The sequence below is a fragment of the Streptacidiphilus sp. P02-A3a genome, assembly GCF_014084105.1.
Lineage (GTDB): Bacteria > Actinomycetota > Actinomycetes > Streptomycetales > Streptomycetaceae > Streptacidiphilus.
Map to the genome: position 1 here is coordinate 8,080,832 of NZ_CP048289.1, position 11,936 is coordinate 8,092,767.

8 protein-coding genes are annotated in these 11,936 nt (G+C 71.9%); all 8 read right to left on the reverse strand.

Annotated features, from left to right (window positions below):
• Positions 1-130: 130 nt before the first annotated feature.
• The 8 genes from rpmE to argS all read right to left on the reverse strand — a co-directional run bounded on the left by rpmE (position 131) and on the right by argS (position 11,829).
• The gene (gene rpmE, locus GXP74_RS33995) at positions 131-355 is read right to left on the reverse strand and encodes a 50S ribosomal protein L31 (RefSeq protein WP_182455090.1); all 225 of its coding nucleotides are present in this window, start codon (positions 353-355) and stop codon (positions 131-133) included.
• A gap of 144 nt (positions 356-499) precedes the next feature.
• Positions 500-1,855 carry an LCP family protein gene (locus tag GXP74_RS34000; protein ID WP_225448382.1) on the reverse strand — a complete coding sequence of 452 codons (1,356 nt, stop codon included), beginning with the start codon at positions 1,853-1,855 and terminating at the stop codon, positions 500-502.
• Positions 1,856-2,048: 193 nt separating this feature from the next.
• On the reverse strand, positions 2,049-4,178 hold the full coding sequence (gene rho / locus GXP74_RS34005) for a transcription termination factor Rho (protein WP_225448383.1): 2,130 nt from the start codon (positions 4,176-4,178) through the stop codon (positions 2,049-2,051).
• A gap of 611 nt (positions 4,179-4,789) precedes the next feature.
• Positions 4,790-5,824 (reverse strand): homoserine kinase, encoded by a 1,035-nt coding sequence (thrB, locus tag GXP74_RS34010; protein ID WP_182455092.1) that lies wholly within the window; start codon positions 5,822-5,824, stop codon positions 4,790-4,792.
• A gap of 299 nt (positions 5,825-6,123) precedes the next feature.
• Positions 6,124-7,269 carry a threonine synthase gene (gene thrC, locus GXP74_RS34015; RefSeq protein WP_182455093.1) on the reverse strand — a complete coding sequence of 382 codons (1,146 nt, stop codon included), beginning with the start codon at positions 7,267-7,269 and terminating at the stop codon, positions 6,124-6,126.
• A gap of 4 nt (positions 7,270-7,273) precedes the next feature.
• Positions 7,274-8,557 carry a homoserine dehydrogenase gene (locus GXP74_RS34020; protein WP_182455094.1) on the reverse strand — a complete coding sequence of 428 codons (1,284 nt, stop codon included), beginning with the start codon at positions 8,555-8,557 and terminating at the stop codon, positions 7,274-7,276.
• 134 nt (positions 8,558-8,691) lie between these two features.
• Positions 8,692-10,095 (reverse strand): diaminopimelate decarboxylase, encoded by a 1,404-nt coding sequence (gene lysA / locus GXP74_RS34025; RefSeq protein WP_182455095.1) that lies wholly within the window; start codon positions 10,093-10,095, stop codon positions 8,692-8,694.
• 72 nt (positions 10,096-10,167) lie between these two features.
• Positions 10,168-11,829 (reverse strand): arginine--tRNA ligase, encoded by a 1,662-nt coding sequence (gene argS, locus GXP74_RS34030; protein ID WP_182455096.1) that lies wholly within the window; start codon positions 11,827-11,829, stop codon positions 10,168-10,170.
• Positions 11,830-11,936 lie beyond the last annotated feature (107 nt).

Here is an 11,936-nt window from a genome sequence, read left to right on the forward strand (position 1 = left end):
TCTTCCGACGTGCGTGGGGGTGGAGGGTTGCGGAACGTGTGGGGCAACGCGAACGACGCCGACCGGGCGCACCCTACTCACTTGGCAATGAAGTGCAGTGGGGACGCGTCCAGCCGGCGTCGAAAGTGCGCTAGCCCAGCTTCGCGGCGTGCTTCTTGCCGAAGCGGGCCTCGAAGCGCGCCACGCGGCCACCGGTGTCCATGATCTTCTGCTTGCCGGTGTAGAAGGGGTGGCAGTTCGAGCAGATTTCGGCGCGCATGACGCCGGAGGGCTCGGTGCTGCGAGTGGTGAACTCGTTGCCGCACGTGCAGGTGACGTGGGTGACCACGTAGGTCGGGTGGATCTCGGGCTTCAAGGGGTGCTCCTAGGTTCGGGAGGGCTCCGGGTCGGATGGCGGGCTGCCATTCGTGAACCGGGACCGACGTACCAGTCTGCCAGGACTGGCCGCATACCCCAAAACGAGGGAACGGGGCGGGGTATTCCGCGGGTCGCGCGGGCGTCAGTGGGTGGCGGTGGCGGACTTCTCGGCTGCCTCGGCGGCGGAGACGGCCGCCGCGGCCTCGGAGGCGACCGAGGCGGGCGTGCCAGTGGCACCGGCCGTCCCGGTGGTTCCGGCAGCCGGGGTGGTTCCGACTGTCGGGGTGGTTCCGGCAGTCGGGGTGGTTCCGGCAGCCGGGGTGGTTCCGGCCGTCGGGGTGGTTCCGGTCGCGGGGGTGCTCGTGTCGGCGGTCGGGGCGGCGGAGTCGGCCGGGTTGGCGATCTGCAACCGCAGCACCGACTGCGGTACCGGCAGGTCCCCCGCCAGCGCCGCCCACAGGTCGGCCGCCTGCGGGTCGAGGGCGACCAGGCGGTTGGGGTCGCTGGGGGCGACGGTGGTCGGCATGGTGACCGAGGTGAGGTTGCCCGCGTTGATGCCCCGCAGGCTCTCCGCGAAGGAGGTGAGCGAGGTGATCGAGCCCAGGTCGCTGTCGGTGGTCAGCGAGCTGGTCGCGGTGTCGGCGAGGTCGTACAGCCGGGCCGGGTTGCCGAGCAGGTCCAGCCCCTCGGCCTGGGTCAGCACCGAGCGGATCATCTGCTGCTGGAGCTCGATCCGGCCCAGGTCGCTGCCGTCGCCGACGCCGTGCCGGGTGCGCACGAAGGCCAGCGCGTCGACGCCGTCCAGGTGGTGGGTCCCGGCGGGCAGGTGCAGGCCGCTCAGGTCGTCGTCGATCGGGACGGTGGTGGTCACGGTGACCCCGCCGAGCGCGTCGATCAGCTTGGCGAAGCCGGAGAAGTCCAGCTCGACGAAGTGGTCCATCCGCAGCCCGGTCATCGACTCGACGGTCTTCACCGCGCAGGCCGGGCCGCCGACCTGGTACGCGCTGTTGAACATCACCCCGTCCGCCTCCGGCAGCACCGTGCCGTTGGTGCCGGGGCCGGTGCCGGTGCAGGAGGGGCGGCTGACCAGGGTGTCCCTCGGGATGCTGACCACGGTCCCCCGGTTGTGCGCCTCGTTGACGTGGACCAGCATCGCGGTGTCCGAGCGGGCGGTGCCGTCGGTGACGCCGCCGGCCAGCGTGCGGTTGGCGCCGGACCGCGAGTCGGAGCCCAGTACCAGGATGTTCATCGCACCGGTGCTGGACGCGGCCGGGCGGTCGCTGCCCAGGGCCTTGGAGATGTCCACGGTCCTGATGTTGTGGTTGAGCCGCCAGAACAGGTACCCGGCCGTGCCCGCGCAGACCAGCACCACCGCCAGCGTGCTCCAGGCGGCGATCCGCAGGATCCGGCGCCCGGCGCGGGGGCGGGGTCCCGGCTGGTCACTGTTCGGCTGGTCACTGTTCGGCTGGTCGTCGTTCGGCTCGTCGTCGTTCGTCACGGCGGGGACCGTCCTTAGCTGCCGACCCTCGGTGTATTCGTACGATTTCATACCGTTATGTCGGTTACCAGGTGAGCGTACGCGAGGCCGACGGCCCCCGCCCCCGCGCGGCGGCGGGGGCGGGGCCGGGACACAGGAAACGCCGCGGCCCCGGGCCAGTGGCCCGGGGCTGCGGCGTGGGTTGATGCCGGGGTCAGTCCTGACCCGGCGTCGTCTTCGCGATCTGCATCAGGAACTCGGCGTTGCTGGAGGTCTTCTTCATCTTGTCCACCAGCAGCTCGATCGCCTGCTGCGAGTCGAGCGCGTGCAGCACCCGGCGCAGCTTCCAGACGATCGCCAGCTCCTCCGCGCCCAGCAGGATCTCTTCCTTACGGGTGCTGGACGCGTCCACGTCCACCGCCGGGAAGATCCGCTTGTCGGCGAGCTTGCGGTCGAGCTTGAGCTCCATGTTGCCGGTGCCCTTGAACTCCTCGAAGATCACGTCGTCCATCCGCGAGCCGGTGTCGACCAGCGCGGTGGCGATGATGGTCAGCGAGCCGCCGTTCTCGATGTTGCGCGCCGCGCCGAAGAACTTCTTCGGCGGGTAGAGCGCGGTCGAGTCGACACCACCGGACAGGATCCGCCCGGAGGTCGGGGCCGCCAGGTTGTAGGCGCGGCCCAGACGGGTGATCGAGTCCAGCAGCACGACCACGTCGTGGCCCAGCTCCACCAGTCGCTTGGCGCGCTCGATGGCGAGCTCGGCGACGGTGGTGTGGTCCTCGGCCGGGCGGTCGAAGGTCGAGGAGATGACCTCGCCCTTGACCGACCGCTGCATGTCGGTGACCTCTTCCGGACGCTCGTCGACCAGGACGACCATCAGGTGGCACTCGGGGTTGTTGTGGGTGATCGCGTTGGCGATCGCCTGCATGATCATCGTCTTGCCGGTCTTCGGCTGGGCGACGATCAGACCACGCTGGCCCTTGCCGATCGGCGTGACCAGGTCGATGATCCGGGTCGTGATGACCCCCGGGTCGGTCTCCAGGCGCAGCCGCTCCTGCGGGTACAGCGGGGTGAGCTTGTTGAATTCGGGACGGTTGCGGCCGGAGTCCGGCTCGCTGCCGTTCACCGAGTCCAGCCGGACCAGCGCGTTGAACTTCTCGCGGCGCTCGCCGTCCTTGGGCTGGCGCACCGCGCCGGTGATCGCGTCACCCTTGCGCAGGCCGTTCTTGCGGACCTGGGCCAGCGACACGTACACGTCGTTCGGGCCGGACAGGTAGCCGGAGGTCCGCACGAAGGCGTAGTTGTCCAGGATGTCCAGGATCCCCGCCACCGGGATCAGCACGTCGTCGTCGTTGACCTGCTGCTCGGTCGGGGCGTCGAAGCCGTCCCGGCGGTTGCGGCGGTTGCGGTCGCGGTAGCGTCCGCGCCGACGGCCACCGAACTCGTCGTCCTCCTGGTAGCCGGCCTGGCTCTGCTGCTGGCTCTGCTGGCCCTGGCTGCCCTGGCCCTGCTGACGGCTGCCCTGGCCCTCCTGGGACTGGTTGCCGCGGTCGCGGTCGCGGTCCCGGCGGTTGCGCCGCTCGCCGCGCTCACCGCGCTCGTTGCCGGTGCGGTCCCGGCGGCCCTCGCCACCGTCGGCCTCGGCGGGCGGAGCGGCGACCGAGCCGCCGGCGGCGACCGCGCCGGTGTCCTGCCCGCGGTCCCGGCGGTCCCGACGCTCGCGGCGGCCCTCACGGGCCTCCGCGCCCTCGGTCCGGCCCTGCTCCGTCGCCGGACGCTCGCGGACCTCGGTGGCCACCGAGGCGGAGGCCTCGGCGGGCGCGGCGGCGGTCGGCGCGGCCTGCGCCGCGCTCTCCGGAGCGGCCGTCAGCGACGTGGCCGGGGCGGTGGCCCGGCGGCTGCGGCGGGGAGCCCGCTCGGCGACCGGGGCGTCGCCCGCCACCTGCACCGGGATGTCGATCTGCTGCTGCTCGGCGGCACGCGCCCGAGCGGTCCGGCGAGCCGGGGCGGGCTCGGCCGCGGGGGCCGGCTCGGCCGCCGGGGCGGCGGGCTCGGCAGCGGCGGCGGCCTTCGTCGCGCGCGGCGCCCGCTTGGCGGGGGCCTCGGCGGCGGCGAGCAACGGGTCCCCGCCGCTCTTCGCCTTGATGGCGTCGATCAGGTCGCCCTTGCGCATCCGGCCTGTGCCGCTGATGCCGAGGCCGGTTGCGAGCTGCTGGAGCTCAGCGAGCACCATGGCGTTGAGCCCGGTGCCCGTGGTCCGACGGCGCTTCGGCGCGGAGGCCGTGTCTGCGTCCGACGCGTCAGCGTCCGGGCGCGCGCCCATCAGATCGGTGGTGTCGCTCACGAAGGGTCCTTCCCTGGAGCGGACGTCGGCCTGTCTGGCTCGGCGACCGGTTGTGCTGTCCGCGACTGCGCTCGTTTTCACAGTTGCGGGGCGGTGGTCCGCCGGATGGCGGTCATACGAGAGTGCGGTGTCCCCTTGCGGTGTCCTGGTGCTCACGCACACCGCGTTCCGGGCCCCCGTCGCGTGTCTGGTTTCCCTTCCCCGGACTGCAGTCTCGGCACGGGCTGTGCGTCACATGCGGGACTGAGGCACCGACACGGCTTCGGGATGCGGTCACCATTGCGCAGGCAGGCTGCGTACGCGCTGTGACGGGCTCCCGGAGAATTGCTGTCCCGGAGCTGTCGTCCCGCGTGAACGGAACGGGCCAGAAGCGGGACGCGGCGCACCGGGCCCCGCAGGGCACCTGGTGCAGACATGAGATTAACACTACTGGACCCAACAAACATTCCCCCGCACTGTGTCGGTCAATCGTGTCCCGGACCTCACAGTTCGCACAACCCCGCCTGGGGGGTCCGTGGGCCGTTACCGGTTCCACCCCGGGTCGGGCTGACCGATCCGGCCAACTGGCCGATCTTCGGCCCACGCGGACGGGTCCGCGTGGGCCGGTCGGGCTACCGCCGCTGCTCCAGGTCGTGGCCCCGGTCCTGCTCCAGGTCGTGCTCCTGGTCCTGGTCCCCGCCTTGGTCCCGGCCCTGCTCCCCGCCCTGCTCCCGGCCCTGCTCCCGGTCGGCGGCGAGCGGCAGCACCACCGCGCCGCCGTGGTCCAGCTCCAGCCGGTGGGCGGCCCAGTCGGGGCCCGCCAGCGCGCGCACCTGGTCCGCCGCCACGGCGTCGGTCAGCGCCAGTACGGTCGGTCCGGCGCCCGAGATCACCGCCGCCACGCCCTGCGCCCGCAGCTTCGCGACCAGGGCGGTGCTGTGCGGCATGGCCGGGGAGCGGTAGTCCTGGTGCAGCCGGTCCTCAGTCGCGGCGAACAGCAGTTCGGGACGGCGGGTGACCGCCTCGACGAACAACGCGGCCCGGCCCACGTTGGCGGCGGCGTCCGCGTGCGGCACGGCGGCGGGCAGCAGGCCCCGGGCGACCTCGGTCAGCACCGGCGTGGCGGGGATGAACACCACCGGCACCACCTGCTCGCCGGGGGCGAGGGTGACCGCGTGCGCGTCCCCGCCGCCGTCGGTCCAGGCGATGGTGAAGCCGCCGAGCAGGCAGGCCGCGACGTTGTCCGGGTGGCCCTCGATCTCGGAGGCCAGCGCCAGCACCGCCGCGTCGTCCAACTGCTCGGTCCCGCCGACGGTTACCGCGCGGGCGGCGACGATCCCGGCGCAGATCGCGGCGGAGGAGGAGCCGAGGCCGCGGCCGTGCGGGATCCGGTTGGCGCAGACCACCTCAAGGCCCCGGGGCTGGCCGCCGAGGCGGTCGAAGGCCGCGCGCATCGAGCGGACCAGCAGGTGGCTCTCGTCCCGGGCGAGGGTCTCCGCGCCCTCGCCCGCGATGTCGACATTCAGGCCCGACTCGGAGACGCGGACCACGACATCGTCGTACAGACCCAGCGCCAGGCCGAAGGAGTCGTACCCGGGGCCGAGATTGGCACTGGTCGCGGGGACTCGGACACGGGTGGCAGCGGCGCGGAAGGCGGGGCCGGGCATGTCGCTGGCGCTCCTGACGTGGGGGAACGGGACCCTGGGAGGGTGCGGGCGGGACGGATAGGACGGTACCGGGTTCGGACGGTACCGGATACGCATGCGGACCGGCCCAGCCTGTCGCCGTGCCGACTCGTCGCCGCCCTGACCCCTCGCCCGTCCCGTCGCGGGCGCGCGGACGGGCGGGCGCGCGCGCCCGCCCGCGCGGCGTGCTGCGCCGCGCGGGCGGTGGTGGTCACCGGCCCGGCCGGTGTCCGGGGCGTCGCGTCAGGGGCGTCGCGTCAGGGGCCCGAACGGGCCGCCGGTCAGGCCAGGTTGAGCTGTTCGGCGGCCGCCGTGGCGTCGATCGGGATGACCGTCGGGCGCGGGGCGCCGGCGACCGCCCAGTCCGGGTCCTTGAGGCCGTTGCCGGTGACCGTGCAGACGATCCGCTGGCCCGGGTCGACCAGGCCCTGATCGAAGGCGTGCAGCAGACCGGCGACACTGGCCGCCGAGGCGGGCTCCACGAAGACACCCTCCGAAGCGGCCAGCAGCCGGTAGGCGGAGAGGATTTGACGGTCTGTAACCTTGTCGATAAGGCCACCGGACTCGTCCCGGGCAGCGAGCGCGAACTCCCAGGAGGCCGGGTTGCCGATGCGGATCGCGGTCGCGATCGTCTGCGGCGACAGCACCGGCGCGCCGTTCACGATCGGGGCCGAGCCGGACGCCTGGAAACCCCACATCCGCGGCGTGCGGGTGGAGACGGCGGTGAGGGTGCGGCGCGAAGCGCCTCCGTCGAGGGTGGCGGCGGCCGACGGGCGGGCGTATTCGCGGTAGCCCTTCCAGTACGCGGTGATGTTGCCCGCGTTGCCCACCGGCAGCACGTGGATGTCCGGGGCGTCGCCCAGCATGTCCACGATCTCGAAGGCCGCGGTCTTCTGGCCCTCGATCCGGACCGGGTTGACCGAGTTCACCAGGGCCACCGGGTACTTGTCGGAGAGGTCCCGGGCCAGCGTCAGGCAGTCGTCGAAGTTGCCGTCGACCTGGAGGATCTTCGCACCGTGGATCAGCGCCTGGCCCATCTTGCCCAGTGCGATCTTGCCCTGCGGTACCAGCACCGCGCAGACCATCCCGGCCCGCACCGCGTACGCGGCGGCGGAGGCCGAGGTGTTGCCGGTGGAGGCGCAGATGACGGCCTGGGCGCCGTCCTCCTTGGCCTTGGACATCGCCATGGTCATCCCGCGGTCCTTGAAGGAGCCGGTGGGGTTGGCTCCCTCGACCTTGAGGTAGACCTCGCAGCCGGTGCGCTCGGAGAGCAGCTGCGCGGGAACGAGCGGCGTACCGCCCTCCAACAGGGTCACCACGGGGGTGGCCGGGCTGACCGGGAGGCGGTCCCGGTACTCCTCGATCAGGCCGCGCCACTGGTGGGTACGGGGGCCCCGGGCGTCGGTCTGGCTGGTGTTGGTGCTCATTGGGTCATTCCCCTTCGACACGCATGATGCTGGCCACGCCGCGGACATGGTCCAGGCTGCGCAGTGCGGCGACCGTAGCGGACAGCGCGGCGTCAGTGGCGCGGTGGGTCACTACGACGAGTGAGGCGTCGCCTTCCCGGCCCGTCTGACGGACGGTGTCGATGGACACTCCGTGCTCGGCGAAGACGGTGGCGACCTGTGCCAGGACTCCTGCCTTGTCGGCTACGTCGAGGCTGACGTGGTAGCGGGTCACTACATCGTCCATGGGGTTCACGGTGAGCTGAGCGTACGCCGATTCGCCCGGTCCGGTGGAACCGGCCAGCTTGTTCCGGCACACCGCGACCAGGTCGCCGAGCACCGCGCTCGCGGTCGGGGCGCCGCCCGCGCCGGGGCCGTAGAACATCAGCTGCCCGGCCGCGTCGGCCTCGACGAACACGGCGTTGTACGCGCCGCGCACGGACGCCAGCGGGTGCGCCAGCGGCAGCATCGCCGGGTGGACCCGGGCGGTGACCGAGACCCCGTCCTTGGCCCGCTCGCAGATGGCGAGCAGCTTGACCACGCAGCCCATGGCCCTGGCGCTGGCGATGTCGGCGGCGGTGACCTCGGTGATCCCCTCGCGGAAGACGTCGGCGGCGGTCACCCGGGTGTGGAAGGCGATCCCGGCCAGGATCGCGGCCTTCGCGGCGGCGTCGAAGCCCTCGACGTCGGCGGTCGGGTCGGCCTCGGCGTAGCCCAGGGCGGTGGCCTCCTCCAGCGCCTCGGAGTAGCCGGCGCCGGTGGAGTCCATCTTGTCGAGGATGAAGTTGGTGGTGCCGTTGACGATGCCGAGCACCCGGTTGACCTTGTCCCCGGCCAGCGACTCGCGCAGCGGGCGGACCAGCGGGATGGCGGCGGCGACCGCGGCCTCGTAGTACAGGTCCACCCCGGCCCGGCTGGCGGCGGCGTGCAGCGCCGCGCCGTCCGCGGCCAGCAGCGCCTTGTTCGCGGTGACCACCGAGGCGCCGTTGTCGAAGGCGGTGAGGATCAGGCTGCGGGCGGGCTCGATGCCGCCGATGACCTCGATCACCACGTCGATGTCGTCGCGTTTCACCAGCTCGGCGGCGTCGGTGGTGAGCAGGTGGTCGGGGATGCCCGGGCGGGTCCGGCCGGCCCGGCGGACGGCCACCCCGGCGAGTTCCAGCCGGGCGCCGATCCGCGCTTCGAGGTCGTCGGCCTGCGTCGTCATGATGCGGGCCACGTCGGTGCCTACTACTCCACAACCGAGGAGCGCTACCTTCAGTGTGCGCATCGTCCGACTCCGCTCTGCTGGTTCTGCTTGGTTCTTCCGGGATGGATGTGCTGTGGTGCTGTACGTTGCGGACCAGTCTCAAGGACGGAGCAGTGAAATTTGCGGCCGTTCCATAGTCTGAGACGGATATTTCGCTAGCCGATATCGAGGCGCAGCAGATCCTCCTCCGTCTCACGACGGACGATCACCCGGGCCCGCCCCTCGGAGACGGCCACCACCGGCGGCTTCAGCGCGTGGTTGTAGTTGCTGGCCATCGACCGGCAGTAGGCGCCGGTGGCGGGCACCGCCAGCAGGTCGCCGGGGGCCAGGTCGGCGGGCAGGAAGGCGTCCCGGACGATGATGTCGCCGGACTCGCAGTGCTTGCCGACCACCCGGGAGAGCATCGGCTCGGCGGTGGAGTGGCGGGAGACCAGGGCGACGCTGTACTCGGCGTCGTACAGGGCGGTGCGGATGTTGTCGGACATGCCGCCGTCCACGCTGACATAGGTGCGCAGCCCCTCCAGCGGCTTGACCGTGCCGACCTCGTACAGCGTGAAGGTGGTGGGTCCGACGATGGCGCGGCCAGGCTCGACCGAGATCCGCGGCGGGGTGAGGCCCGCCGCGGCGCACTCGCGGCGGACGATGTCGGTCAGCGAGGCGGCGATCTCGGCGGGCTCGCGCGGGTCGTCCTCGCTGGTGTACGCGATGCCGAGGCCGCCGCCGAGGTCGATCTCGGGGAGTTCGACGCCGTGCTCGGCCTTGACCTCGGCGAGCAGGCCGACCACCCGGCGGGCGGCGACCTCGAACCCGGCGGTGTCGAAGATCTGCGAGCCGATGTGCGAGTGGATCCCGGCCAGCTCCACGCCGTCCAGCGTCAGCGCCCGGCGCACCGCCTCGGCGGCCAGGCCGCCGGAGAGGGAGAGGCCGAACTTCTGGTCCTCGTGCGCGGTGGCGATGAACTCGTGGGTGTGCGCCTCGACGCCGACGGTGACCCGGATCAGGATCCGCTGCCGGACGCCCTGCTGCTGGGCGATCCAGGACAGCCGCACCAACTCGTCGAAGGAGTCCACCACCACGTGCCCGACGCCGGACTTCACCGCGTACTCAAGCTCGGGCTGGGACTTGTTGTTGCCGTGGAAGGCGATCCGGTCGGCGGGCATCCCGGCCGACAGCGCGACGGTGAGCTCGCCGCCGCTGCACACGTCGACGTTCAGCCCCTCCTCGTGCAGCCAGCGCACGATCGCCCGGGACAGGAACGCCTTGCCCGCGTAGTAGACGTCCGCCTCGGCGCCGAAGGCGTCGCGCCAGGCCCGGCAGCGGGCGCGGAAGTCCTGCTCGTCGAGGATGTAGGCGGGGGTGCCGAACTGCTCGGCCAGGGTCAGCACGTCGATGCCGCCGACGGTGACCACGCCTTCGCCGTTCGTCCCGGCCGCCCGGGCGACCGTCCGCGACCAGACCTTGGGGTCGAGCGCGTTCAGGTCGGCGGGCGGGGCGGTGAAGTGCCCCTCCGGCATGACGTCACCGTGACGCGGTCCTGCGGGGTGAGCGGAACGGCTCATAGGACTATCTCCTGAGATGCGCGGGGGGCTGCGGGGGCGCGGCGACAGTCTTCCGTCCGCGCCCCGCGCGGCTCACATCCGTTCGGGTGCTGAGACGCCCAGCAGCGCCAGGCCGTTGGCGATGACGGTGCGGGTCGCGTCGACCAGCCACAGCCGGGCCCGGTTCAGGTCGGTGACCTCGTCGTCACCGAAGGGCAGGACCCGGCACTTGTCGTTGAAGCGGTGGTACGAACCGGCCAGTTCCTCAAGGTAGCGAGCCACGTGGTGCGGCTGCCGCAGCTCCCCGGCCTTGGTCACGATGCGCGGGAACTCCCCGAGCGCGCCGAGGAGTTCGTTCTCGGCCTCCTCGGTGAGCAGCTCCGGTTTGAAGCCCTCGGCGGGGCCCCGGTCGAAGCCCAGCGCGGCGGCGTTGCGCCCGATCGAGCACATCCGGGAGTGCGCGTACTGCACGTAGTGGACGTGGTTCTCGTTCGAGGTGCTGGTGAGCACGTCGATGTCGAGGGTGATGGTGGAGTCCGTGGACGAGCGGGACAGGGTGTAGCGGGCGGCGTCCACGCCGATCCACTCGACCACGTCGTCGATGGTGATGATGTTGCCGGCCCGCTTGGACATGCGGACTTCCTGGCCGTCCTTCAGCATCTTCACGAACTGGCCGATGAGGACCTCGATGTTGCGCGTCGGGTCGTCCCCGGCGCAGGCGGCGATCGCCTTGAGCCGGTTCACGTAGCCGTGGTGGTCCGCGCCCAGCATGTAGACGTTGATGTCGTGGCCGCGGTCGCGCTTGCTGAGGTAGTAGGCGGCGTCGGCGGCGAAGTAGGTGTTCTCGCCGTCCGCCTTGATCAGCACCCGGTCCTTGTCGTCACCGAAGTCGGTGGTGCGCAGCCAGGTCGCGCCGTCCTGGGTGAAGATGTGGCCCTGCTCGCGCAGCCGCTCGACGGCCTTCTCGACGGCGCCGGAGGCGTGCAGCGACTGCTCGGAGAACCAGTTGTCGAAGTGGACGCCGAACGCCTCCATCGACTTCTGGATCTCGGCGACCATCAGCCGCAGGCCCTCGGTGCGGAAGCGCTCGGCCTGCTCGGCGTCCGGCAGGTCGAGGATGCCCTCGTTCGCGGCGACGATCCGGGCGGCGATGTCGTTGATGTACTCGCCGACGTAGCCGTCGTCCGGGACCGGCTGCTTGTTGGCGGAGGCCCGCAGCGAGCCGCCGAACTTGGAGATCTGCACCCCGGCGTCGTTGATGTAGTACTCGGTGGTGACGTCGGCGCCGGAGGCCCGCAGGATCCGGCCCAGCGAGTCGCCCACGGCGGCCCAGCGCACGCCGCCGATGTGGATCGGCCCGGTCGGGTTGGCGGAGACGAACTCCAGGTTGACCCGCTGCCCGGCGAAGGCGTCGTTGTGCCCGTACGTCGCCCCGGCGGCGACGATCTGCCGGGCCAGCTCGCCCTGGGTGGCGGCGTCCAGGGTGACGTTGAGGAACCCGGGGCCGGCCACGTCGACGGCGGCCACACCGGGCAGCGGGCGCAGCCGGTCCGCGACCAGTTCGGCGACCTGTCGGGGCGGCTTGCCCGCCGCCTTCGCCAGCTGGAGGGCCACATTGGTGGCGTAGTCGCCGTGGTCCCGGTTCTTGGGTCGCTCGACGGTCACCGTCTCGGGCACGGCGACGGTCAGCTCGCCCGCCTCGACGACAGCGCGGATGGCGGACTGGATGGCCTGGGAAAGCTCTGCGGGTGTCACAGGGGCAAGCGTAGGCGAGAAGCGCTGACGACCAGGCATCCGGCTTGGCACCTGAGACGCCGGACGCTCGTCCGGGCCGGACCCGACGCCGACGCCCGCGCGTCACA

Excerpts from the sequence above, each read along its gene's own strand:
- lysA (WP_182455095.1), bottom strand. The coding sequence starts at position 10,095 with ATGAGCCGTTCCGCTCACCCCGCAGGACCGCGTCACGGTGACGTCATG.
- GXP74_RS34020 (WP_182455094.1), bottom strand. The coding sequence starts at position 8,557 with ATGCGCACACTGAAGGTAGCGCTCCTCGGTTGTGGAGTAGTAGGCACC.
- thrB (WP_182455092.1), bottom strand. The coding sequence starts at position 5,824 with ATGCCCGGCCCCGCCTTCCGCGCCGCTGCCACCCGTGTCCGAGTCCCC.
- thrC (WP_182455093.1), bottom strand. The coding sequence starts at position 7,269 with ATGAGCACCAACACCAGCCAGACCGACGCCCGGGGCCCCCGTACCCAC.